The organism is Pseudomonas sp. HMSC065H01, from assembly GCF_001815235.1.
Taxonomy (GTDB): Bacteria; Pseudomonadota; Gammaproteobacteria; order Pseudomonadales; family Pseudomonadaceae; genus Pseudomonas; species Pseudomonas aeruginosa.
The window spans coordinates 210,165-232,978 of sequence record NZ_KV819834.1; the positions used below are offsets into that span (position 1 = coordinate 210,165).

General features: G+C 66.8%; 20 protein-coding genes. 11 read left to right on the plus strand and 9 right to left on the minus strand.

From position 1 onward, the window contains the following. Positions 1–174 precede the first annotated feature (174 nt). The gene (locus HMPREF3014_RS03090) at positions 175–495 is read left to right on the plus strand and encodes a hypothetical protein (protein WP_003082401.1); all 321 of its coding nucleotides are present in this window, start codon (positions 175–177) and stop codon (positions 493–495) included. A gap of 77 nt (positions 496–572) precedes the next feature. Further along, on the plus strand, positions 573–2,630 hold the full coding sequence (locus tag HMPREF3014_RS03095) for a lipoxygenase LoxA (RefSeq protein WP_023087669.1): 2,058 nt from the start codon (positions 573–575) through the stop codon (positions 2,628–2,630). A 42-nt stretch (positions 2,631–2,672) separates the two neighbouring features. On the opposite strand, the gene HMPREF3014_RS03100 is transcribed toward HMPREF3014_RS03095, so the two are convergent. After that, a complete protein-coding gene (locus tag HMPREF3014_RS03100) occupies positions 2,673–3,407 on the minus strand; it encodes a TerC family protein (RefSeq protein ID WP_034067906.1) in 735 nt (244 codons plus the stop codon). Between the two features lie 456 nt (positions 3,408–3,863). Between HMPREF3014_RS03100 and HMPREF3014_RS03105 the strand changes: the two genes are divergently transcribed. Beyond that, a complete protein-coding gene (locus HMPREF3014_RS03105) occupies positions 3,864–5,060 on the plus strand; it encodes a lytic murein transglycosylase (RefSeq protein WP_023087668.1) in 1,197 nt (398 codons plus the stop codon). A gap of 31 nt (positions 5,061–5,091) precedes the next feature. Here HMPREF3014_RS03105 and HMPREF3014_RS03110 read toward each other — a convergent pair whose 3' ends face one another. The 6 genes from HMPREF3014_RS03110 to napE are packed head-to-tail and all read right to left on the minus strand — an operon-like array spanning position 5,092 to position 9,675. Beyond that, positions 5,092–5,688, minus strand: coding sequence for a cytochrome c3 family protein (locus tag HMPREF3014_RS03110; protein WP_003082412.1), 597 nt, complete (start codon positions 5,686–5,688; stop codon positions 5,092–5,094). Between the two features lie 10 nt (positions 5,689–5,698). Continuing rightward, entirely contained in the window at positions 5,699–6,190 is a 492-nt protein-coding gene (locus HMPREF3014_RS03115; protein ID WP_003082414.1) for a nitrate reductase cytochrome c-type subunit, read from the minus strand. A gap of 10 nt (positions 6,191–6,200) precedes the next feature. Then, positions 6,201–8,705 (minus strand): nitrate reductase catalytic subunit NapA, encoded by a 2,505-nt coding sequence (gene napA / locus HMPREF3014_RS03120; protein WP_003107632.1) that lies wholly within the window; start codon positions 8,703–8,705, stop codon positions 6,201–6,203. After that, entirely contained in the window at positions 8,686–9,015 is a 330-nt protein-coding gene (locus HMPREF3014_RS03125; RefSeq protein WP_003082422.1) for a chaperone NapD, read from the minus strand. Before HMPREF3014_RS03125 ends, napA begins: the two co-directional genes overlap by 20 nt. After that, the gene (gene napF / locus HMPREF3014_RS03130) at positions 9,008–9,499 is read right to left on the minus strand and encodes a ferredoxin-type protein NapF (RefSeq protein ID WP_003116340.1); all 492 of its coding nucleotides are present in this window, start codon (positions 9,497–9,499) and stop codon (positions 9,008–9,010) included. The genes HMPREF3014_RS03125 and napF overlap by 8 nt, the downstream gene beginning before the upstream one ends. Before the next feature lie 8 nt (positions 9,500–9,507). Next, a complete protein-coding gene (gene napE / locus HMPREF3014_RS03135) occupies positions 9,508–9,675 on the minus strand; it encodes a periplasmic nitrate reductase, NapE protein (protein WP_003082429.1) in 168 nt (55 codons plus the stop codon). Between the two features lie 221 nt (positions 9,676–9,896). Here napE and HMPREF3014_RS03140 point away from each other — a divergent pair, with 221 nt between their 5' ends. The 4 genes from HMPREF3014_RS03140 (at position 9,897) to HMPREF3014_RS03155 (ending at position 16,063) form a co-directional block, all read left to right on the plus strand. Next, positions 9,897–10,499 carry an outer membrane protein gene (locus HMPREF3014_RS03140; RefSeq protein WP_003082431.1) on the plus strand — a complete coding sequence of 201 codons (603 nt, stop codon included), beginning with the start codon at positions 9,897–9,899 and terminating at the stop codon, positions 10,497–10,499. 79 nt (positions 10,500–10,578) lie between these two features. After that, entirely contained in the window at positions 10,579–11,256 is a 678-nt protein-coding gene (gene phoP, locus HMPREF3014_RS03145; RefSeq protein ID WP_003082436.1) for a two-component system response regulator PhoP, read from the plus strand. After that, complete coding sequence (phoQ, locus tag HMPREF3014_RS03150; protein ID WP_003082438.1) at positions 11,253–12,599, plus strand: two-component system sensor histidine kinase PhoQ; 1,347 nt, start codon at positions 11,253–11,255, stop codon at positions 12,597–12,599. The genes phoP and phoQ overlap by 4 nt, the downstream gene beginning before the upstream one ends. 101 nt (positions 12,600–12,700) lie before the next feature. Next, positions 12,701–16,063: a diguanylate cyclase gene (locus HMPREF3014_RS03155; protein ID WP_023087667.1), complete on the plus strand. Its 3,363-nt coding sequence runs from the start codon at positions 12,701–12,703 to the stop codon at positions 16,061–16,063. A 3-nt stretch (positions 16,064–16,066) separates the two neighbouring features. Here HMPREF3014_RS03155 and HMPREF3014_RS03160 read toward each other — a convergent pair whose 3' ends face one another. Next, positions 16,067–17,068 (minus strand): AraC family transcriptional regulator, encoded by a 1,002-nt coding sequence (locus HMPREF3014_RS03160; protein WP_003133812.1) that lies wholly within the window; start codon positions 17,066–17,068, stop codon positions 16,067–16,069. Positions 17,069–17,403: 335 nt separating this feature from the next. On the opposite strand from HMPREF3014_RS03160, the gene dctA reads away from it, so the two are divergent. Beyond that, the gene (gene dctA, locus HMPREF3014_RS03165; protein WP_003082442.1) at positions 17,404–18,714 is read left to right on the plus strand and encodes a C4-dicarboxylate transporter DctC; all 1,311 of its coding nucleotides are present in this window, start codon (positions 17,404–17,406) and stop codon (positions 18,712–18,714) included. A 74-nt stretch (positions 18,715–18,788) separates the two neighbouring features. Here the strand turns inward: dctA and HMPREF3014_RS03170 are convergent, their stop codons facing one another. After that, complete coding sequence (locus tag HMPREF3014_RS03170; RefSeq protein ID WP_003109209.1) at positions 18,789–19,679, minus strand: LysR substrate-binding domain-containing protein; 891 nt, start codon at positions 19,677–19,679, stop codon at positions 18,789–18,791. Positions 19,680–19,879: 200 nt separating this feature from the next. Between HMPREF3014_RS03170 and HMPREF3014_RS03175 the strand changes: the two genes are divergently transcribed. The 3 genes from HMPREF3014_RS03175 to HMPREF3014_RS03185 all read left to right on the plus strand — a co-directional run bounded on the left by HMPREF3014_RS03175 (position 19,880) and on the right by HMPREF3014_RS03185 (position 22,766). Continuing rightward, complete coding sequence (locus HMPREF3014_RS03175) at positions 19,880–20,509, plus strand: glutathione S-transferase family protein (RefSeq protein WP_003082444.1); 630 nt, start codon at positions 19,880–19,882, stop codon at positions 20,507–20,509. After that, positions 20,506–21,525, plus strand: a complete 1,020-nt coding sequence (locus HMPREF3014_RS03180) for an LLM class oxidoreductase (protein ID WP_003145421.1) — start codon at positions 20,506–20,508, stop codon at positions 21,523–21,525. Before HMPREF3014_RS03175 ends, HMPREF3014_RS03180 begins: the two co-directional genes overlap by 4 nt. A gap of 101 nt (positions 21,526–21,626) precedes the next feature. After that, positions 21,627–22,766 (plus strand): acyl-CoA dehydrogenase family protein, encoded by a 1,140-nt coding sequence (locus HMPREF3014_RS03185; RefSeq protein ID WP_003082447.1) that lies wholly within the window; start codon positions 21,627–21,629, stop codon positions 22,764–22,766. Positions 22,767–22,814: the final 48 nt, after the last annotated feature.

The window sequence follows — 22,814 nt, forward strand, 5'->3', positions numbered from 1 at the left end:
ATAACTATTGTTTCAGGATTTTCCTGTCAACTGTGCGAAGCGTCAGCTTATTGCCGATTTTTCCTCTCGCTATTGCTTTCTCCACGTTCCGAAGAAGTTCGGACGTACAGGTTTCTTTGCTGTTTTCAGCGAGAACCATTCGTTTCGATCATTTGAATACGTGGAGATTCAGACATGAAAAATCAGGTGAATGCCCTGGCGGTTCTAAGTGTGGGTGAAATCGAACAAGTTTCTGGCGCCGGGACTTTCCTGGGCGATGCCATCATCAATGGCGTCTACGCGGCCAACTCCTTCCTGAACTCGCCGCTGTTCTCCAGCATCGGCAACGCGGCCAGCGCCATCGGCCTCAACCGTACCCACGAGCTGGTCGACCTGCTGGCCTTCCAGGTGCCTTCGGTGGCGGCGATCACCGTCGGCAAGATTCTCGGCGGGACCGACAACCACAATGTTCCGTTGCATTACAACAAGGAAAGCGGCGAAGGGCTTTACAGCTGATCGCAACCTGTTGAAAGAGCGATTCGATGCTCAGGCATCGAGTCGTTCCTGGTTAATGCATTGATGGAGTCGATGATATGAAACGCAGGAGTGTGCTCTTGTCGGGTGTCGCCCTGAGTGGAACCGCGCTGGCCAATGACTCGATATTCTTTTCGCCCTTGAAATACCTCGGGGCGGAACAACAGCGATCTATCGATGCCTCGCGAAGTTTGCTGGACAACCTGATTCCGCCGAGTTTGCCGCAATATGACAACCTGGCCGGAAAGTTGGCGCGGCGTGCGGTATTGACCAGCAAGAAACTGGTATATGTCTGGACCGAGAACTTCGCCAATGTCAAAGGCGTGCCGATGGCCCGCTCGGTGCCGCTGGGCGAGTTGCCGAATGTCGACTGGCTGTTGAAGACCGCCGGGGTGATCGTCGAGCTGATCGTCAATTTCGTCGCCTCGTTGCCGGCGTCGGCCGCCGCGCAGTTCGAGCGGATCGCCGCCGGGCTCAGCGGCGATCTGGAGGCGGCGCGCCAGGTCCACGAGGCGTTGCTGGAGGAGGCGAAGAACGATCCGGCCGCGGCCGGCAGCCTGCTGCTGCGCTTCACGGAATTGCAGACGCGGGTGATCGCCTTGCTGACGCGGGTCGGCCTGCTGGTCGACGACATCCTCAAGAGCGCCAGCAACCTGGTTACCCAGGGTGGACAGGGCGACGGCCTGAATCGCTTCCGCGCGGTGTTCGGCACCCTGCGCCTGCCGGAGGTCGCCGACAGCTTCCGTGACGACGAAGCGTTCGCCTACTGGCGGGTGGCCGGGTCTAATCCGCTGCTGATCCGTCGCGTCGATGCGCTGCCGGCCAACTTTCCGCTGGGCGAGGAGCAGTTCCGCCGGGTGATGGGCGCCGACGACAGCTTGCTGGAGGCCGCCGCCAGCCGCCGCCTGTATCTGCTGGACTACGCCGAGCTGGGCAAGCTGGCGCCGTCGGGAGCGGTGGACAAACTGCTCACCGGGACGGGCTTCGCCTATGCGCCAATCGCCCTGTTCGCCCTTGGCAAGGATCGGGCGAGGCTATTGCCGGTGGCCATCCAGTGCGGTCAGGACCCCGCTACCCATCCGATGTTCGTGCGTCCCGCCGAGTCGGAGAGTGATCTGTACTGGGGTTGGCAGATGGCCAAGACGGTGGTCCAGGTCGCCGAGGAGAACTACCACGAGATGTTCGTCCACCTGGCCCAGACCCACCTGGTGAGCGAGGCGTTCTGCCTGGCCACCCAGCGCACCCTGGCGCCCAGCCATCCGCTGCACGTCCTGCTCGCCCCGCACTTCGAGGGCACCCTGTTCATCAACGAGGGGGCGGCGCGGATCCTGTTGCCCAGCGCGGGCTTCATCGACGTGATGTTCGCCGCGCCGATCCAGGACACCCAGGCCACCGCCGGCGGCAATCGGCTGGGTTTCGACTTCTACCGCGGCATGTTGCCGGAGAGCCTGAAGGCGCGGAACGTCGACGACCCGGCCGCGTTACCGGACTACCCCTACCGCGACGACGGCCTGCTGGTGTGGAATGCGATCCGCCAGTGGGCGGCCGACTACGTGGCGGTGTACTACGCCAGCGACGGCGACGTCACCGCTGACGTCGAACTGGCGGCCTGGGTCGGCGAAGTGATCGGCAGCGGCAAGGTGGCCGGGTTCCGCCCGATCACCGGTCGCAGCCAACTGGTCGAGGTGCTGACCATGGTGATCTTCACCGCCTCCGCGCAGCATGCGGCGGTCAATTTTCCCCAGCCTTCGATGATGACCTACGCGCCAGCGATCTGCGCCATGAGCGCGGCGCCGGCACCGGACTCGCCGAGTGGCAAGAGCGAGGCCGACTGGTTGAAGATGATGCCGCCGACCCTGGTGGCGCTGGAGAAGGTGAACATCTATCACCTGCTCGGTTCGGTCTACCACGGTCGCCTCGGCGACTACCGGCAGACCGGGTTCCCCTACGCGCCGGTGTTCTCGGACAGGCGGGTGACCGCCAGTGGCGGCCCGCTGGAGCGCTTCCAGGCACGTCTGAAGGAGGTCGAGGCGACCATTCGCACGCGCAACCAGGCGCGCCGCAGGCCCTACGAGTACCTGTTGCCGAGCCGGATCCCGGCGAGCACCAATATCTGAGCCGGAGAAAGAGGACGGGGCGCCCTGGGCGCCCCGTCGCTCTTAGCGGCCTTCGCTTTCGGCGGCGTCCGCCGGCGCGGCATGCCGCTGCTTCAACTGGCGGCGCGCCAGGAGGCTGCCGAGGAGGATCACGAACAGCGCGCCGAAGGCCGCCGCACCGTAGTGCAGGTAGGAATCCCATTGCGCGTAGGGCGCCAGCCAGGGCTTCAGGGCGCTGTCGGTGAGCAGCATGCCGCCGGCGATCCAGCCGAGCAGGCCGCCGCCGAAGAGGATGATCAGCGGGAAGCGGTCGATCAGGCGCAGGATCAGCTGGCTGCCCCAGACGATGATCGGGATGCTGATCAGCACGCCCAGGGAGACCAGGAAGAAATCCCCGGCCGAGGCGGCGGACAGGGCGATGACGTTGTCCAGGCTCATCACCGCGTCGGCGATGATGATGGTCTTGATCGCGCCGAGCAGGTGGGTGCTGCCCTTGATGTCGTCGCCGTTCTCCTCCTCCGGCAGCAGCAGCTTGATGCCGATCCACAGCAGCAGGAGCGCGCCGATTACCTTGAGGTAGGGCAGGTCGAGCAGGTGCAGGGCGAAGAACAGCAGCAGGATGCGGATCAGGATGGCACCGGCGGCGCCGCCGAAGATCGCCTGTTTGCGCCGGTGCGCCGGCAGGTGCCGGCAGGCGAGGGCGATGACTACGGCGTTGTCGCCGCCCAGGAGGATATCGATGGCGACGATCTGCAGCAGGGCTGTCCAGAACGTCGGGTCGCTCAACCAGTGGATCAAGGTTGTACTCCGAAACGTGTAGTGAGGGTGGAAAGCCCGGGGCGGTGGCGGGTGGCGGCCGCCCGGCTTTCCTGCGGTGGTCTGGGACCGTCGGGGCCGGCTCCGGCTTGTGGACGGAGGCGGGGAACACTGCTTGGACCGGCGAACGCCCGGCCAGTGCCCGGAAAACGGACGCGCGGGTGGCGCAGCGCGTTCGGGCACGGATGTGACGCGGCGGATCGGCCGCGAGACACCCGGCATGCGTATTCCGCCGCCAGTCTGCCCGAGCAAGGTTTCACCCGCCTTTCAGGGCGGAGATGGCGCCGCACCCGGCGGGACGGTAGGCTAGTGGCCCGTGTGGCTGACTCGACCAGTCGAACGCCGATCACCGAGTCAACCGTACAGGCCACCAGGCCTTCGGCGCCGGGGGAAGCCCGCCGGTGCCATGGATGACCGTTCACCGTACAAGGAAACCCCATGCGCAGTCTTCTTCTCTCCTCGCTGGCCCTGCTACCCGCCCTGGCCCTGGCGCAACCCGACGCCTCGAGCTTCCCTTCCTGCCTCGCCGGCCTGCAGAAGAAGGCCCAGGCGCAGGGCATTTCCGCCGACAGTTATGAGCGCTTCACCAGCGGCCTGCAGGCCGACCTCAGCGTGCTCGACCTGCTCGACGCGCAGCCGGAGTTCACCACCCCGCTGTGGGACTACCTGGCCGGTCTGGTGGACGAGCAGCGGGTCAGCGATGGCAAGGCGATGCTCGCCCAGCACGACAAGCTGCTCGACCAGGTGGCCGCGCGCTACGGCGTGGACAAGTACACGGTGGTGGCGGTGTGGGGCGTGGAAAGCGACTACGGGCGGATCTTCGGCAAGCGTCCGCTGCTGACCTCGCTGTCGACCCTGTCCTGCTACGGGCGCCGCCAGTCGTTCTTCCAGGGCGAGTTCCTCGCCACCCTGAAGCTGTTGCAGGCCGGCGACATCCGCGACGCCGGCATCACCGGCTCCTGGGCCGGGGCCTTCGGCCATACCCAGTTCATGCCATCGACCTACGCGCGGATCGCCGTGGACTTCGACGGCGACGGTCGCCGCGACCTGGTGGGCAGCGTGCCGGATGCCCTCGGTTCCACCGCCAACTACCTGAAGAAGGCTGGCTGGCGCACGGGACAGCCGTGGGGCTATGAAGTGAAGGTGCCGGCCGACTTCCCCGCCAGCCTGGCCGGGCGCGGCAAGCGCCAGCCGCTGTCGGCCTGGGTCGCCCGTGGGGTGAGGCGGGTCGACGGCCAGCCGCTGCCGGGCGGCGACGAGAAGGCCGCGATCCTCCTGCCGGCCGGGGCCCAGGGCCCGGCCTTCCTGGTCTATCGCAACTACGATGCGATCTATTCCTACAACGCCGCGGAAAGCTACGCGCTGGCCATCGCCCTGCTTTCCGACCGCCTGCGCGGCGGCAGCGGCCTGGTGGCGTCCTGGCCGACCGACGACCCGGGCATCAGCCGGCTCGAGCGCAAGCAATTGCAGAAGGCGTTGCTGGCGCGCGGCTACGACATCGGCGAGGCCGACGGGCTGATCGGCACCAGCACGCGCAAGGCGATCCAGGCCGAGCAGAAGCGCCTCGGCCTGACCCCGGCCGACGGTCGCGCCGGGCGCAAGGTCCTCGAGGCGCTGAAGGGCGCCCAGCCCTGATTGCGCCGCGCCGCCCGGTCCGCGGGCGGCGCTACCAGCCCTTCACCCCGGTCATGTCCGGCAGGTGGTGGGCGATCCCCTTGTGGCAGTCGATGCAGGTGGCTTCGCCGCTGGCCAGGGCGGTGGAGTGCATCTGCCGCGCGCGCACGCTCTGCCGGGTGAAGTCCATGAACTCGAAGTTGTGGCAGTTGCGGCATTCCAGCGAATCGTTGGCCTTGAGTCGTGCCCATTCGTGCTCGGCCAGCTCGCGGCGGTGATCGAGGAATTTCTCGCGGGTGTTGATGGTGCCGAAGATCTTGCCCCAGACCTCCTTGGAGGCCTGCATCTTGCGCGCGATCTTGTCGGTCCACTTGTGTGGCACGTGGCAGTCGGGACAGGTGGCGCGGACTCCGGAACGGTTGCTGTAGTGGATGGTGTCCTTGAGTTCGACGAACACGTTGTCGCGCATCTCGTGGCAGGAAATGCAGAAGGTCTCGGTGTTGGTCGCCTCCAGGGCGGTGTTGAAGCCGCCCCAGAAGACGATCCCGGCGATGAAGCCGCCGAGGGTGAGGAAGCCCAGGCTGAAATGCACGCTGGGACGACGCAGGACCCGCCAGTAACCGGCCAGCCAGGCGATGAGTGCTTTCATGCGGCCTCCCTCAGGGTTTGCGCGCCGCATTGGCGGCTTCTTTCTCGAGGATCTGGTCGATGTTCTCGAAGCGGTTGTCGACCAGCGGCTTTACGTCCTGTTGCGGCACATGGCACTGCACGCAGAAGTAGCGGCGCGGCGAGACGGCGGCCAGCGGCTGGCCGTCGCGGTCCATGTAGTGGGTGATGCTGATCATCACCGCCTGGGTTCGCGCGCTGTTGGCGCGGCTGTGGCAGGACAGGCACTTGTTGCTGTCCTTGTCGATGCGATAGCCGACGATGCTGTGGGGAATGGTCGGCGGCTGCTCGGGGTAGTTGCGCTCGCGTTTCAGGTCCTTGTTTTCCTCGGCCGCCAGCGGCGGCGCGGGGCGGCTTTCGGCCAGCGTGCCGCCGGGGCGGCGGCCGTCGGGGGCGGGCGCGTCCAGCGGGTAGCCGAGGTCGGCGGCGAAGGCCGCGGGGGCGCCGAGCAGGACGAGGAGCAGGGCAGTCAGCAGAGGTTTCATGGCGCGCTCCTCAGGCCAGGTTGAGCAGTTCGATGCGAACGGCGCACTTCTTGTAGTCGGTCTGCTTGGAAATCGGGTCGGTGGCGTCCAGGGTGACCTTGTTGATCAGCTTGTTGGCGTCGAAGAACGGCACGAACACCAGCCCCTGGGGCGGCTTGTTGCGCCCGCGGGTCTCGACCCGCGCGCGGATCTCGCCGCGCCGGCTCACCACCTTGACCTCGCTGCCGCGGCGCAGCTTGAGCTGGCGCGCATCCTCCGGGTGCATGTAGACCAGCGCGTCGGGCACCGCCTTGTACAGCTCCGGGACCCGCGCGGTCATGCTCCCGGTGTGCCAGTGTTCGAGCACCCGGCCGGTGGCGAGCCAGAACGGGTAGTCCTGGTCCGGCGCCTCGGCCGGCGGCTCGTAGGGCAGGGCGAAGACGATCGCCTTCTTGTCCGGATAGCCATAGAACTGCACGCCGCTGCCCTTGCTCACGTAGGGGTCGTAGCCCTCGCGGTAGCGCCAGCGGGTCTCCTTGCCGTCCACCACCGGCCAGCGCAGGCCGCGCGCCTCGTGGTAGGCGTCGAAGGGGGCGAGGTCGTGGCCGTGGCCGCGACCGAAGGCGGCGTATTCCTCGAACAGACCCTTCTGGATATAGAAGCCGAATGCGTCGACCTCGTCGTTGGCGTAGCCCTTGGCCAGGTCGCTGGCCGGGAAGCGGTCGACCTGGCCGTTGCGGAACAGCACGTCGTAGAGGGTCTTGCCCTTCAGCTCGGGGGCCTTCGCCAGCAGTTCCGCGGGCCAGACCTCGTCGGTGGTGAAGCGCTTGGAGAATTCCACCAGCTGCCAGAGGTCGGACTTCGCCTCGCCCGGTGCCTTCACCAACTGGTGCCAGAACTGCGTGCGGCGCTCGGCATTGCCGAAGGCGCCTTCCTTCTCCACCCACATGGCGCTGGGCAGGATCAGGTCGGCGGCCTGGGCCGAGACGGTGGGGTAGACGTCGGAGACGATCACGAAGTTGTCCGGGTTGCGCCAGCCGGGCAGCACTTCCTGCATCACGTTGGGACCGGCCTGCATGTTGTTGCTGACCTGGGTCCAGTAGACGTTGAGCACGCCGTCCTTGAGCATCCGGCTCTGCTGCACGGCGTGGAAGCCGACCTTCTCCTGGATGGTGCCGGCCGGCACCTTCCAGATCTTCTCCGCGGTTTCCCGGTGCTTCGGGTTGGTCACCACCAGGTCGGCGGGGAGCCGGTGGGAGAAGGTGCCGACCTCGCGCGCGGTGCCGCAGGCCGAGGGCTGGCCGGTGAGCGAGAAGGGGCTGTTGCCCGGTTCGCTGATCTTCCCGGTGAGCAGGTGGATGTTGTAGATCAGGTTGTTCGCCCAGACCCCGCGGGTGTGCTGGTTGAAGCCCATGGTCCAGAACGACACCACCTTGCGCTTGGGGTCGGCGTAGAGTTCGGCGAGGGCCTTCAGTCGCTCGGCCGGCACGCCGCTTTCGCGCGCGGTGCGCTCCAGGGTATAGGGCTTGACGAACTCGGCGAAGGCCTTGAAGTCGATATCGCTCCAGGTGTTGGCCTTGTCGGCGTTCTTCGCCTTCTTCTCCAGCGGGTCGTCCGGGCGCAGGCCGTAGCCGATGTCCTCGGCGCCATGGGCGAAGCGCACGTGGCGCTCGACGAAGTCGCGGTTCACCGCGCCGCTCTCGATGATGTGGTTGGCGATATAGTTGAGGATGATCAGGTCGGTCTGCGGCTTGAACACCATGGGCAGGTCGGCCAGCTCGAAGCTGCGGTGCTCGAAGGTGGACAGCACCGCGACCTTGACCTGCGGCGCGCTGAGCCGGCGGTCGGTGACCCGCGACCAGAGCACCGGGTGCATCTCGGCCATGTTCGAGCCCCAGAGGACGAAGCTGTCGGTGGCCTCGATGTCGTCGTAGCAGCCCATCGGCTCGTCCATGCCGAAGCTGCGCATGAAGCCCATCACCGCCGAGGCCATGCAGTGGCGGGCGTTGGGGTCGATGTTGTTGCTGCGCAGGCCGGCCTTGAACAGCTTGTTCGCCGCATAGCCTTCCCAGACCGTCCACTGGCCGGAGCCGAACATGCCGACCGACTCCGGTCCCTTGGCCTTGAGCGCGGCCTTGAACTTCTCGGCCATGATGTCGAAGGCCTGTTCCCAACTGATCGGCTGGAACTCGCCCTGCTTGTCGAACTTGCCGTCCTTCATGCGCAGCAGCGGGCGGGTCAGGCGGTCGCTGCCGTACATGATCTTCGACAGGAAGTAGCCCTTCACGCAGTTGATCCCGCGGTTGACCTCGGCCTTGATGTCGCCATGGGTGGCCACCACCTGGCCGTCGCGGGTGGCGACCATCACGCTGCAACCGGTGCCGCAGAAGCGGCAGGGGGCCTTGTTCCAGACCAGGCTGGTGACGTCCGCCTCGGTCACCAGGTTGCTGGCGCGGACCAGGATCGGCAGGCCGGCCGCCGCCGCGGCGATGGCGGCGGCGTTGGCCTTGGCGAATTCACGACGGGTGAGGTTCATCGATTGTCTCCTCGGGCGAGCACGGTATCGCGCGGTCGGTCATGGCCGCCGCGTCGTTGCTATCGTCGTCGTGCAGGATCTCGTGGTAGACCAGCACGGCGTTGAGCACTCCTGGCAGGTTCTGCAACTGGCCCAGGGTGTCGAGAATCTGTTCTTCGCGTTCGGCTTCCAGCACCAGGATCAGCTTGCCCTGCGGGCTTTCCTGGTAGATCTCCAGGCCGTCGAGCAGCGCCAGGTTGGCCTTCACCGCCGGCAGTCGCTCGGGTCGGCAATGCAGGATGAGGCTGGCGATCTGCAGGGCTTCAGGCATGTCGTGGAGACTCCTTGGTGGATAGCGCGCGCAGTTGGATGGCCTGGCTCGGACAGGGCGCCAGGCAGGCGCCGCAGCCGTTGCAGCGCTGGCTGTCCAGCTCGGCCAGGGCGACGCCGCCGGGGGCCGGGCGGAAGCGGATCGCGGCGGGTTCGCAGGCGTCCTGGCAACTGCGGCAGTGGATCCCGGCCAGGGCCAGGCAGGCTTCGCCGATCGTGGCGATCCAGGGGAAGGCCGGGCGCGCGCCATCGAACAGGCCGGCCTCGCAGCGGCTGGCGCATTCCCCGCACAGCGTGCAGCCGGCGCTGGAGAGGTCGAGTTCGACGAGCCGACCGGCGCCGAGCTTCAGCACGCCTTCCGGGCAGGCCTCGACGCAGGCGGCGCAGCCTGTGCAGCCTGCGGCGAAGTCGGCGGCGGTCCACGGCGGGCGACGCGTCGGCGGGTGCCCGCCGAGGCGGCGGAACAGCTCTCGGCGACTGCTCATACCCGACCTCAGGCCGGCGGCCCGGGCGGGCCGGCCAGTAGCTGGTACATCCAGACGCAGAAACCGAAGCCGCCGACCAGTGCGACGGACAGCAGCGGGAACAGGCAGATCACGAGAAACAGGAAGAGCCTGGCTTCCATGCCCTTGACGCGTCCCTGGTCGGGTTGTTCGTTCATTGGCCCAGCCTCTATGCAGGCGACTGTAGAAAGCCTAGACCCTACTTGCAGTACGGGCAAAAACCTCGCCGAGCCGGCGCGCGGCAGCCTGGAAACAGAGCGTTCGCCGGCAAACGCGAGTCGTTCAGCCCGGGTTCAGCAAGCGTTCAGGGGCGGTTCAGTACCCTGTCCGTACTCTGCAAGCCGTGAACGACACGACTCTCGCAGAACGGAGAAAGACCATGAAAGCACTCAAGACTCTCTTCATCGCCACCGCCCTGCTGGGTTCCGCCGCCGGCGTCCAGGCCGCCGACAACTTCGTCGGCCTGACCTGGGGCGAGACCAGCAACAACATCCAGAAATCCAAGTCGCTGAACCGCAACCTGAACAGCCCGAACCTCGACAAGGTGATCGACAACACCGGCACCTGGGGCATCCGCGCCGGCCAGCAGTTCGAGCAGGGCCGCTACTACGCGACCTACGAGAACATCTCCGACACCAGCAGCGGCAACAAGCTGCGCCAGCAGAACCTGCTCGGCAGCTACGACGCCTTCCTGCCGATCGGCGACAACAACACCAAGCTGTTCGGCGGTGCCACCCTCGGCCTGGTCAAGCTGGAACAGGACGGCAAGGGCTTCAAGCGCGACAGCGATGTCGGCTACGCTGCCGGGCTGCAGGCCGGTATCCTGCAGGAGCTGAGCAAGAATGCCTCGATCGAAGGCGGCTATCGTTATCTGCGCACCAACGCCAGCACCGAGATGACCCCGCATGGCGGCAACAAGCTGGGCTCCCTGGACCTGCACAGCAGCTCGCAATTCTACCTGGGCGCCAACTACAAGTTCTAAATGACCGCGCAGCGCCCGCGAGGGCATGCTTCGATGGCCGGGCCGGAAGGTCCGGCCGCATCTCATCCGGAGGAACCTCATGAAACTGCTGGTAGTGGAAGACGAGGCGCTGTTGCGCCACCACCTCTATACCCGCCTGGGTGAACAGGGGCACGTGGTGGACGCGGTACCGGATGCCGAGGAAGCCCTCTACCGGGTCAGCGAATACCACCACGACCTGGCGGTGATCGACCTCGGCCTGCCGGGCATGAGCGGCCTGGACCTGATCCGCGAGCTGCGTTCGCAGGGCAAGTCCTTCCCGATCCTGATCCTCACCGCCCGCGGCAACTGGCAGGACAAGGTCGAAGGCCTGGCCGCCGGGGCCGACGACTACGTGGTCAAGCCGTTCCAGTTCGAGGAACTGGAAGCGCGCCTGAACGCGTTGCTGCGACGCTCCTCGGGGTTCGTCCAGTCGACCATCGAGGCCGGCCCCCTGGTCCTCGACCTGAACCGCAAGCAGGCGCTGGTCGAGGAGCAACCGGTGGCGCTGACCGCCTACGAATACCGCATCCTCGAATACCTCATGCGGCATCACCAGCAGGTGGTGGCCAAGGAACGCCTGATGGAACAGCTCTACCCCGACGACGAGGAGCGCGACGCCAACGTCATCGAGGTGCTGGTCGGCCGCCTGCGGCGCAAGCTGGAGGCCTGCGGCGGCTTCAAGCCGATCGATACGGTGCGCGGCCAGGGCTACCTGTTCACCGAGCGCTGCCGGTGATCCGTTCCCTGCGCATCCGTCTGATGCTCGGCGCCGCCGCCCTGGCGGTGCTGTTCATGCTGGCGCTGCTGCCGGCCCTGCAGCGGGCCTTCGGCATCGCCCTGGAGAACACCATCGAGCAGCGCCTGGCCGCCGACGTGGCGACCCTGGTCTCGGCGGCGCGGGTGGAGAAGGGCCGCCTGGTGATGCCCGAGCACCTGCCGGTGGAGGAGTTCAACCTGCCGGAGGCCAAGGTCCTCGGCTATATCTACGACCAGAATGGCGATCTGCTCTGGCGCTCCACCTCGGCGGCCGACGAGTCGATCAACTACACGCCGCGCTACGACGGCCGCGGCAACGAATTCCACACCACCCGCGATGCGAAGGGCGAGGAGTTCTTCGTGTTCGACGTCGAGATCGACCTGCTGCGCGGCAAGCAGGCGGCCTACAGCATCGTCACCATGCAATCGGTCAGCGAGTTCGAGAGCCTGCTCAAGGGGTTCCGCGAGCAGCTCTACCTGTGGCTCGGCGGCGCCCTGCTGGTCTTGCTCGGGCTGCTCTGGCTGGGTCTGACCTGGGGCTTCCGGGCGATGCGCGGGTTGAGTTCCGAGCTGGACCAGATCGAATCCGGCGAGCGCGAGAGCCTGAGCGAGGAGCATCCGCGCGAGCTGCTGCGCCTGACCCACTCGCTGAACCGCCTGTTGCGCAGCGAGCACAAGCAGCGCGAGCGCTACCGCCACTCCCTCGGCGACCTGGCGCACAGTCTGAAGACGCCGCTGGCGGTCTTGCAGGGGGTCGGCGACCAGCTCGCCGAGGAGCCCGGCAACCGCGAGCAGGTGCGGGTGCTACAGGGCCAGATCGAGCGCATGAGCCAGCAGATAGGCTATCAGTTGCAGCGCGCCAGCCTGCGCAAGAGCGGCCTGGTACGCCATCGCGAGCAACTGGCGCCGCTGGTGGAGACCCTGTGCGACGCGCTGGACAAGGTCTATCGCGACAAGCGGGTAAGCCTGCAGCGGGACTTCTCGCCGTCCTTCAGCGTGCCGGTGGAGCGCGGCGCGCTGCTGGAGCTGCTCGGCAACCTGCTGGAGAACGCCTATCGCCTGTGCCTGGGCCGGGTCCGCGTGGGCGCCCGGCTGGGGCCGGGTTACTCGGAGCTGTGGGTCGAGGACGACGGTCCCGGAGTGCCTGCCGAACAGCGCGCACGAATCATCCGCCGCGGCGAGCGCGCCGATACCCAGCACCCGGGGCAGGGCATCGGCCTGGCCGTGGCGCTGGACATCATCGAGAGCTACGACGGCGAACTGAGCCTGGACGATTCCGAGCTGGGCGGCGCCTGCTTCCGCATACGTTTCGCTACAGTCTGAGACTTGGCGGCCGTTACCTACGTCTGAGGTGTTTCCGCGCTACGCTGAAGTCTGTTCGGCTGGCGCAGTTCCTTTGACGCAGGTACCGGGGATTCGAGCGGATGTTCAGTGGCAAAACCGACGACAGGGGCTTGTGGGCGGGCATCCAGGCCGGTGTGCTGTTCTTTCTCGCCGCCCTGGCCTGCATCTACCTGTCGCGCCAGCCCTCCACCATCGCTGCGATCTGGCTGCCCAACGCGATCCTCACCGCCGCCCTGCTGCGCGCGCCGCTGCGCCAGTGGCCGGCGATCCTGCTCTGCTCCGCCGTGGCCAACCTGGCGGCCAACCGCCTGTATGGCGACAGCCTGTGGATGAGCGCGGCGTTCCTGCCGGCCAACCTGAGCGAAGCGATCTTCGCCGCGATGCTGTTACGCATCAACCGGGTGCGCGAGGACTTCGAATTCAACCTGCATTCGGCGGTTCGCGTGCTCTGGGCCGGCGCGCTGATCCCGCCCTTGCTCGGCGCCTCGGTGGGCGCGGTGCTGGTCAGCGTCTTCGGCATGGGGCGTTTCCCGGAAATGTGGGCGCGCTGGTACGTGGGCGATGCGATGGGCATGCTCGCGCTGCTGCCATTGTGCATGGCCAGCAACCTGGCGGCCTGGCGTCACGCTCTGTCGGGGCGGGCGGGAGTGGACAACGCGATGCTCCTGCTGGTGACCCTGGTGATCAGCTTCGTGGCCCTGACTCGCCTGCCCTACGCCTTCATCTACGTGCTCCTGCCGCTGCTGGTGGCCGCCGCCAGCACCAGCGTGTTCGGTACCGCGCTGATCGGTTGCCTGAACACCTGTTTCATCGCCGTGCTGATCGCCCTCGGCGTGTTCCTCCCCGAGTCGTCCCAGCAGCGTTTCGGCGAGCCGCTGCTGTACCTGCCGATGGCCTTGACCCTCATTCCCGCCTTCCTGGTCTCGGTGATCATGGAGCGCAGCCGCCGCGAGCAGCATCAGGTGGCCATCGGCGAGGCGCAGTTCCGCGGCGCCATGGAATTCTCGGCGATCGGCATGGCCCTGGTGTCGCTGGAGGGGCGGCTGTTCAAGGTCAACGAGGCGCTGTGCCGGATGCTCGGCTATTCCGCCGAACGCCTGGGCGAGCTGTCGTTCCAGGAGATCACCTATGTGGACGACCTGGAACTGGACCTCGACCTGGTGCGCGACCTGCTCGCCGGGCGTATCAACTCCTACCAGATGGAGAAGCGCTACCTGCGCCAGGACGGCGAAACCTTCTGGGCGCGCATCAGCGTGTCGCTGGTGCGCGACGAGGAGGGAGTCGCCCAGTACTTCGTCACCCAGGTGGAGGATATCGACAGTCGCAAGCGTGCCGAGCTGGAGCGCGAGCGCCTCGCCGAACGGATCAAGCTGGCCACCGACGCCGGGCAGATCGGCATCTGGGAGTGGGACCTGGCGCGCAACCGCCTGCACTGGGATTTCCGCATGTTCGACCTGTACGGCATCCGCAGCGGTCCGGGGGAGACCACGGTGGAGCAGTGGAAGGCGAGCCTGCATGCCGAGGATCACGACCGCGTGCTGCGCGAGCTGGAGCGCGCCGTCAGCGGGTTGCAGAAATTCGACTGCGAGTTCCGTATCGTCCGCCCCAACCGCGAGGTTCGCCACCTGCGGGCGATCGCCACGCTGACGCGCGACGAGGACAACCGTCCGGTGCGGATGATCGGCATCAACAGCGACATCACCGAGATCCGCACCCTGGCGGAAACCCTGCACGAGGAAAAGGAACGCCTGCAGGTGACCCTGTATTCCATCGGCGATGCCGTGTTGACCACCGACGCCGGCGGCCGCGTGACCTTCATGAACCCGGTGGCCGAGGCGATGACCGGCTGGACCCTGCAGGACGCCATCGGCGCGCCCCACGAACTGGTCTTCAACGTGCTCGACAGCGACACCGGCGAGGCCCTGGAAAGCCCGGTGCGACGCTGCCTGCAGAACACCCGGGTGTTCTACCTGGAGGACGGCGCCACGCTGATCAGCCGCAAGGGCGAGCAGCACGATATCCAGAATTGCGCGGCGCCGGTGCGCACCCGCGATGGCGAGATCATCGGCACCGTGCTGGTGTTCCAGAACGTCACCAAGGCCCGGGCGATGCAGCGCGAGCTGAGCTATCACGCCTCCCACGATGCCCTCACCGGGCTGTTCAACCGCACCAAGTTCGAGGAGGAGCTGCAACGCGCCCTGGCCAACGCCCAGGAGCGGGCGACCCAGCATGCGCTGTGCTTCATCGACCTCGACCGCTTCAAGGTGGTCAACGATTCCGCCGGGCACGCGGCGGGCGACATGCTGCTGCGCGAGCTGAGCCGGATTCTCGCCGACCGCACCCGCGCCTCCGACACCCTGGCGCGGCTGGGCGGCGATGAGTTCGGCCTGCTGCTGTTCGATTGCGACCTGGCGGAGGCGGAGCAGGTGGCGAGCAAGCTCATCGAGCAGATCTGCTCGGTGCGCTTCCCCTGGGAAGGGCGGCTCTACGACGTGGGCGCGAGCATCGGCATCACCGCCCTTACCGCCACCTCGCGCAGCACCAGCGAACTGATGAGCCAGGCAGACGTGGCCTGCTACGCGGCCAAGCATGCCGGGCGCAACCGGGTTTCGGTGTACCAGTTCGGCCATGAGGAAGTGGAGCGCCAGCACCGCGACATACTCCTCGCCAGCGGGCTGCGCGAGGCCCTGGAGAACGACCGCTTCCAGTTGCAGGCGCAGGAGATCGTCCCGGTCGGCCCCCGCCGCGACGGCGACCGGCACTACGAGCTGCTGCTGCGACTGTACGATCCGGATGGCCAGATGACTCCGCCGGGCGCCTTCATCCCGGCCGCCGAGCGCTTCAACCTGATGGCCAGCATCGACCGCTGGGTGATCAACGAGGCGCTGATCAACTTCGGCGCGCGGATCGCCGCGGTGGAGGGCCTGAGCATCGGCATCAACCTGTCCGGCAACTCGCTCAACGACCCGCTGTTCCTGCCTTACCTGCTGGATCGCATCGAACACTCGCCGCTGAGGCCGGAGCGCCTGTACTTCGAGCTGACCGAGACGGCGTTGATGAACCAGTTGTCGGTGGCTTCGCGGATCGTCGCCAAGCTGCGCGACCTCGGCTGCAAGGTGGCGCTGGACGACTTCGGCTCCGGCCTGAGTTCCTTCAATTACCTGAAGAATTTCGTCGTCGACGTGATCAAGATCGACGGCAGCTTCGTCCGCAACCTGGACAAGAGCCCAGTGGACCAGGCCATCGTCGACTCCATCAACCAGATCGCCCACCGCCTGGGCGCGGTGACCGTGGCCGAGTTCGTCGAGAGCCGGGAAATCCTAGATCACCTGGCGCGCCTCGGGGTGGATTTCGCCCAGGGCTACGCGGTCGGGCGGCCGCAGCCGTTCGCCACGGTGCTCGACCAACTGCGCAGCGGGCTTCGTCGCCAGGAGCTGGGCTGAGCTTCAGGCTTCCGCCTGGTGCCGGTACGCGCCGGGGGTGAGGCCGGTCCACTTCTTGAACGCGCGATGGAAGGCCGAGGGCTCGGAAAAGCCGAGCTGCTCGGCGATGTCCTGGATCGACAGCTCGTCCCGACCCAGGTGGTAGATCGCCAGGTCGCGGCGCAGGTGGTCCTTGAGTTGCTGGAAGCTGCCGCCTTCCTCGCGCAGGTGGCGTCGCAGGGTCTGCGAACTCATGTGCAACTGGCGGGCGACCTGGTCGAGGTCCGGCCAGCGCCGGCAGTCGCGGCCGAGCAGGCGGCGGATCTGGCTGGTCAGGCTGTCGCCGCCGTCCGGGCGCGCCAGCAGGTCGGCGGGAGAGTGCTGGAGGAACTGCTTGAGGGTGCGTTCGTCCTGCAGCAGCGGCATGCCCAGGTAGCGGGCGGCGAACAGCAGGCTGGTGCAGCCGGCGGAAAACCGCCGGGGGCAGGGAAACAGCAGGTCGTACTCGGCCTGGTGGTCCGGCGCCGGGTAGCTGAAGGTGGCTTCCTCCAGGCGGATGCGCTGGCCGATCAGCCAACTGGCGAGGCGGTGCCAGATCACCAGCAGGCTTTCGGCGAGAAAGTGATCCGGGTCCGACAGGTGGCGTTCCTCGAGGCTCAGGCGCACCAGGTCGCCTTCGCGCCGCAGGTGGATCAGCGGCGCCTGGGGGAACAGGCCGTAGAACAGTTCGCCGCGCTGCAGGGCCTTTTCCAGGGTCCGGCAATGAATCAGGGTGTGGCACATCATGGCGAAGGTGCCGCGCTTGCTGCGGACTTCGCCGAAGCCCATGTATTCGTCGTCCAGCACTTCCCAGAGCAACTGCATCAGGCGGGTGAACTGCTCCGGCGCGATGCGTGCCCGCGGTTCGTCCAGCAGGGCCGGCTGGATGCCGGCGCGACGCAGCAGGGCGGGGCCGTCCAGGCCTTGGCGCGTGGCCCCGCGCAACGCGGCGCGGACGAAATGGCTGGCGATGGTGCGCTCACGCATGGCGGCGTCCTTGTTGTTGGAACGGCGATGGTAGGGCGCCACCCGGAAGACGACAAGGGTGGTGGCGGACTCCCGCCATGCTCGCGCGGCACAGCCGGCCCGCCGGGCGGTAATCCGCCACGCTTAGCCCGCTATGCAATTTTCATTTTTTATTTAACTTGTTGATATATAAGGATTTTATTTATAGAAAGAGCATCCTGGCACAGCCTCTGCAATGCCTGGGCAAGGTTCCGCCGCGGCGGTTCACGACAAAAAATCTCCCCAGCAAGGGGGGTAACGCTACCGGTGAGCGCGTTCCAGGGAACTGGCGAAGCGCCCCCGTGAGGACTCTGCCCATGACCAAACAACCCTTCTACAAGAGCCTGTACGTGCAGGTTCTGGTCGCCATCGCCATCGGTATCGCGCTCGGCCACTGGTACCCGGAAACGGCGGTGGCGATGAAGCCGTTCGGCGACGGCTTCGTCAAGCTGATCAAGATGGCCATCGCGCCGATCATCTTCTGCACCGTGGTCACCGGCATCGCCGGCATGCAGAGCATGAAGTCGGTCGGCAAGACCGGCGGCATGGCGCTGCTGTACTTCGAGGTCGTCTCCACCGTGGCCCTGATCATCGGCCTGGTAGTGGTCAACGTGGTCCAGCCGGGCGCCGGCATGCACGTCGACCCGAACACCCTCGACACCAGCAAGATCGCTGCCTACGCCGCTGCCGGCGAGAAGCAGAGCACCGTCGACTTCCTGATGAACGTGATCCCCGGCACCGTGGTCGGCGCGTTCGCCAACGGCGACATCCTCCAGGTCCTGTTCTTCTCCGTGCTCTTCGGCTACGCCCTGCATCGCCTGGGCAGCTACGGCAAGCCGGTGTTCGAGTTCATCGAGCGTGTCTCCCACGTGATGTTCAACATCATCAACGTGATCATGAAGGTCGCCCCGATCGGCGCGTTCGGCGCCATGGCCTTCACCATCGGCGCCTACGGTGTGGGTTCGCTGGTGCAGCTCGGCCAGCTGATGCTGTGCTTCTACATCACCTGCATCCTGTTCGTGCTCATCGTCCTCGGCGGCATCGCCCGCGCCCACGGCTTCAGCATCCTGCGCTTCATCAGGTACATCCGCGAGGAACTGCTGATCGTGCTGGGCACCTCGTCTTCCGAGTCGGCTCTGCCGCGGATGATCGACAAGATGGAGAAGCTCGGCTGCAACAAGTCGGTGGTCGGCCTGGTGATTCCCACCGGTTACTCCTTCAACCTCGACGGCACCTCGATCTACCTGACCATGGCCGCGGTGTTCATCGCCCAGGCCACCGATACGCCGATGGACATCACCCACCAGATCACCCTGCTGCTGGTGCTGCTGATCGCTTCCAAGGGCGCCGCCGGCGTCACCGGCAGCGGCTTCATCGTGCTCGCCGCGACCCTTTCCGCCGTCGGCCACCTGCCGGTCGCCGGCTTGGCGCTGATCCTCGGCATCGACCGCTTCATGTCCGAAGCCCGCGCGCTGACCAACCTGGTCGGCAACGGCGTGGCCACGGTAGTGGTTTCCAAGTGGTGCAAGCAGCTCGACGAGGGCACCTTGCAGCGCGAACTGGCCGGCGAGGGCAACGCTTCGTCGCCTGCCAGCGATATTCCGGTGGGCGGCCGCGAAGCGGTCTAAGCTCAAACCTGTTCGGCAGGGGGAAGTGAAGAGCTCCCTGCCGCCCTTCGAACCCGCCCTCGTGGCGGGTTTTTTTATGCCTCGGCGGCGGCCTGCTCGCGCAGCCAGGCGAGGAACAGCGAGAGGGGCGCTCGTTGCGCCGCTCCTGGCAGGCTCACCGCGTAATAGGCGAAGCGGCTCGGCCAGGGCCGCTCGAGGGCGACCGCCAGGCGGCCGCTGGCGATCTCGGCGCGGGCATGGATCTCCCGTACCAGCGCGATACCCTGGCCGGCCTCGGCGGCGCGAACCAGCAGCAGGTCGTCGGCGAAAGCCGGACCTCTCTCGCTGCGCGGGTCGTCCTCCACCCCCATCGCCCGCAGCCACAGGCGCCAGTCATTGCGCTCCGACTCCTGCAACAGTGGGTAGGCCAGGCAATCGATCGCTTCGCGGATCTCAGGACCTTCCGCCAGCAGGCGCGGGCTGGCCACCGGGATCAGCGGCGGGGCCATCAGTGCCTGCACGTCGAGTCCGGGGTAGTCGCCGAGCCCGTGGCGGATGGCGACGTCGATTCGTTCCCGGCGCAGGTCGGCGAGCAGTGCCGTAGCCTCCACGCGGACTTCCACCTGCGGGTGCGACGCGCTGAATTGACCGAGGCGCGGCACCAGCCAGGTGGCGGCGAAGGAGGGCTCGGTGCTGACCGTGAGGGTCTGGCGGGCATTGATCGCCTCCAGCTGGGCAAGGCTCGCGGTGATCTGCTCGAAGGCCTGGCGGAGGCCGGGATAGACCTGCTCGCCCTCCGGCGTCAGGCGCATGCCATGGCTGAAGCGCTGGAACAGGACGACGCCGGTGCGCGCCTGCAGAGCCCTGAGCTGCTGGCTTACCGCGCCGGGAGTGACGCCCATGGCCGCGGCCGCGCGGGTGAGATTGCCATGGCGGGCGGTTTCGACGAAAGCGCGTAGCGCGAGAAGCGGGAGGACGGCACCCATGAATTCAGTTTTTCTATAAACAGGTTGTAGAAAGGATCGTTTTTCATCCGCCGGCCTGGGCTTCAGCATGTGTGGCGAAACGAGAGACTTTAGCCTAGCTGCTTTCTTCGGTGTGCGGGAAGCGGCCGAGGCGGTTTCCCCGGTCGGCGCCGCCCCATCGCCCAGGCGCCGGATAGTCCAGCGCTGCAAGGATACTTGCCATGCCTTCCCTCCAGCTCTACAGCGACAGTTCACCCAACGGATTCAAGATCACCATCGCCCTCGAGGAACTGGGGCTGCCCTACGCACTGCACCACGTTCGCATCGACCATGGCGAGCAACGCCGCCCGGAATTCCTGCGCCTGAATCCACATGGCCGGATACCGGTGCTGGTAGACCGGGCCGCCGGCATCACCCTGTTCGAGTCGGCGGCGATCCTGCAGTACCTGGCGGAGACCAGCGGGCGGTTGCTTCCCGACGCCCCCCGGGAACGCTGGGAGGCCCTGACCTGGCTGACTTTCCATGCTTCCAGCATGGGGCCCATCCTCGGCCAGCGCGTGCATTTCGAGATATTCGCCGAAGAGCGGTACCCGCCGGCCATCGAACGCTATCGGCGGCTCTCCGAGGAGGTTTTCGCCACCCTCGACCAGCGCCTGGCCGGACGGTCCTGGCTGGCCGGTGAGCAATACTCCATCGCCGATATCGCCACCTTCGGCTGGACCCATACGGCGCGGATCGTCGACTTCGACTTCAGCCATTATCGCCACCTGGACGACTGGCACCGGCGCATGGCCCTGCGGCCTGCGGTGCAGCGCGGGATCCTCCTGCCGGAACCGGCGGTGGGTCCATGAGCGCCCTGCTGCAAGGCGCCTCGGCGCCGGCCTTCGTCGGGCACCCTGGCTATCGGCGCATGTTCGCCGCAGACGCGCTGACCCTGGGCCTGTTCCTGCCGTTGCGTTTCTACCAGGGCGACATGCGGGTGCTGCTGGGCCAGGCGCGGCTGGTCGAAGAAATCGATCGACTGGGATTCGCCGCCGTCTGGGTACGCGACGTACCGCTGTTCGACCCACGCTTCGGCGATGCCGGACAAGTGTTCGACCCGTTCACCTACCTTGGCTATCTGGCCGCGCGGACCCGCCGTATCGCCCTGGCCACCGGCAGCGCGGTGCTTGCCCTGCGCCAACCGGTCGACCTGGCCAAGGCCGCGGCGAGCGTCGACCGGTTGTCCGGCGGACGCCTGGTGCTGGGCCTCGCCTCCGGCGACCGGCCGGTGGAGTTCCCCGCCTACGGGTTGGAGCATGCGCAGCGCGGCGAGCGGTTCGCCCAGGGCCTGGACTACCTGCGCCAACTGCTGCACGGCTGCCGGCACGTCGCCTCGCCGCTCGGTACGCTGGACGACGCCGAACTGTTGCCGCGTCCGCCGGCCGGCGCCATCCCGCTGGTCGTCACCGGCTCCGCGCGGCAGCCGGCGGACTGGCTGGCACGCCAGGCGGATGGCTGGCTGACCTATCCGGAGTCGACTGTCGATGCGTCCGGACCACGTCGCCTGGCCCGGAAGATCCGCGCCTGGAGGATGTCCATCGCGGACGGCGGGTTCCGCCCGCACATGACCAACGAATGGCTGGACCTGGTGGACGACCCGGCGTATCCGCGTACGCCGTTGCACGGCGGCTACGTCCTGCGCACCGGGCGCAACGGCCTGATCGAGCTGCTCGGCGAATGGCGCGCGGCGGGCGTCAACCATGCCGCCCTGGGCATCCAGTTCTCCGCCAGGCCGGCAGCGGAAGTCATCCAGGAACTGGCCGAGGAGGTGCTGCCGTTGTTCCCGTCCCACCCGGGCGTGCAGCCGGCGAGCATGGACTGGTAGCTGACCGATTCGGTCAACCGAGCCTGAGCGCTCGCGTCATTGAGGGCGCCGGCTGGCGCCGCCTACCCTGCGGAACCACTGACCGCAGGGAGTCCCCGTACATGCAACGGCAGATCTTCGAGACCGAACACAACCTGTTCCGCGATGCCTTCCGCGCCTTTCTCGACAAAGAGGTGGTACCGCACCAGGATGCCTGGGAAGAGGCCGGGGTGGTCGACCGCGCTGTCTGGAGGAAGGCGGGGGAGATGGGCTTCCTGCTGCCCTGGGCGGACGAGGAGTACGGTGGCGCCGGGCTCAAGGACTTCCGCTACGAGCAGATCATGTGCGAGGAGCTGGCGCGGATCAACGAACCGGGCTTCATGATCCCGCTGCACTCGGCGTTGTGCGGGCCGTACATCGCCGAATACGGTAGCGCCGAGCAGAAGGCCCGCCTGTTGCCGGGGATCGTCCGTGGCGAGACCATCCTCGCCGTGGCCATGACCGAGCCGTCCGCCGGCTCCGACCTGGCCGGCATGCGCAGCACCGCGGTGGACAAGGGTGACCACTGGCTGCTGAACGGCTCCAAGGTGTTCATCTCCAACGGCCTCCTGGCCGACCTGGTGATCGTCGCGGCGAAGACCGATCCGGCGAACAAGCACGCCATGGGCCTGTTCCTGGTGGAGCGCGGCATGCAAGGCTTCGAGCGCGGGCGCAACCTGAAGAAGCTCGGCATGAAGAGCCAGGACACCGCCGAGCTGTTCTTCAACAATGTGCGGGTGCCGAAGGAAAACCTGCTGGGCGACGCCAAGGGCGGCTTCTTCTACCTGATGAACATGCTCGCCCAGGAGCGCCTGACCAACGCCTGCGGCGCGGTGGCCGGGGCCGAGGCGGCGTTGCAGGCGACCATCGACTACGTGAAGGAGCGCCAGGCCTTCGGCCGGCCGGTGGCGCACTTCCAGAACACCCGCTTCAAGCTCGCCGAAATGCGTACCCAGATCGACGTGGCGCAGGTCTTCACCGACCGCTGCGTGATGGACCACAACCAGAAGAAGCTGTCCCCCGAGGTCGCCGCCGAAGCCAAGCTGTTCACCACCGAGCTGCTGGGCAAGGTGGTCGACGAAGGCGTGCAACTGCATGGCGGCTGGGGCTACATGTGGGAGTATCCGATCTGCAGGATGTACGCCAACGCCCGCATCCAGCGGATCTTCGCCGGTACCTCGGAGATCATGAAAGAGATCATCAGCCGCGGCATGAAGCTCTGACGCCACGGCCATGTCGCGCCGCGCGGCGGGTGGATAGGCTGCTCGGCA

Bases quoted from the DNA above. Each gene is read 5' to 3' on its own strand.
- HMPREF3014_RS03090 (WP_003082401.1), top strand. From the start codon at position 175: ATGAAAAATCAGGTGAATGCCCTGGCGGTTCTAAGTGTGGGTGAAATC.
- HMPREF3014_RS03095 (WP_023087669.1), top strand. From the start codon at position 573: ATGAAACGCAGGAGTGTGCTCTTGTCGGGTGTCGCCCTGAGTGGAACC.
- HMPREF3014_RS03105 (WP_023087668.1), top strand. From the start codon at position 3,864: ATGCGCAGTCTTCTTCTCTCCTCGCTGGCCCTGCTACCCGCCCTGGCC.
- HMPREF3014_RS03110 (WP_003082412.1), bottom strand. From the start codon at position 5,688: ATGAAAGCACTCATCGCCTGGCTGGCCGGTTACTGGCGGGTCCTGCGT.
- HMPREF3014_RS03115 (WP_003082414.1), bottom strand. From the start codon at position 6,190: ATGAAACCTCTGCTGACTGCCCTGCTCCTCGTCCTGCTCGGCGCCCCC.
- napA (WP_003107632.1), bottom strand. From the start codon at position 8,705: ATGAACCTCACCCGTCGTGAATTCGCCAAGGCCAACGCCGCCGCCATC.
- HMPREF3014_RS03125 (WP_003082422.1), bottom strand. From the start codon at position 9,015: ATGCCTGAAGCCCTGCAGATCGCCAGCCTCATCCTGCATTGCCGACCC.
- napF (WP_003116340.1), bottom strand. From the start codon at position 9,499: ATGAGCAGTCGCCGAGAGCTGTTCCGCCGCCTCGGCGGGCACCCGCCG.
- napE (WP_003082429.1), bottom strand. From the start codon at position 9,675: ATGAACGAACAACCCGACCAGGGACGCGTCAAGGGCATGGAAGCCAGG.
- HMPREF3014_RS03140 (WP_003082431.1), top strand. From the start codon at position 9,897: ATGAAAGCACTCAAGACTCTCTTCATCGCCACCGCCCTGCTGGGTTCC.
- phoP (WP_003082436.1), top strand. From the start codon at position 10,579: ATGAAACTGCTGGTAGTGGAAGACGAGGCGCTGTTGCGCCACCACCTC.
- HMPREF3014_RS03155 (WP_023087667.1), top strand. From the start codon at position 12,701: ATGTTCAGTGGCAAAACCGACGACAGGGGCTTGTGGGCGGGCATCCAG.
- HMPREF3014_RS03160 (WP_003133812.1), bottom strand. From the start codon at position 17,068: ATGCGTGAGCGCACCATCGCCAGCCATTTCGTCCGCGCCGCGTTGCGC.
- dctA (WP_003082442.1), top strand. From the start codon at position 17,404: ATGACCAAACAACCCTTCTACAAGAGCCTGTACGTGCAGGTTCTGGTC.
- HMPREF3014_RS03170 (WP_003109209.1), bottom strand. From the start codon at position 19,679: ATGGGTGCCGTCCTCCCGCTTCTCGCGCTACGCGCTTTCGTCGAAACC.
- HMPREF3014_RS03175 (WP_003082444.1), top strand. From the start codon at position 19,880: ATGCCTTCCCTCCAGCTCTACAGCGACAGTTCACCCAACGGATTCAAG.
- HMPREF3014_RS03180 (WP_003145421.1), top strand. From the start codon at position 20,506: ATGAGCGCCCTGCTGCAAGGCGCCTCGGCGCCGGCCTTCGTCGGGCAC.
- HMPREF3014_RS03185 (WP_003082447.1), top strand. From the start codon at position 21,627: ATGCAACGGCAGATCTTCGAGACCGAACACAACCTGTTCCGCGATGCC.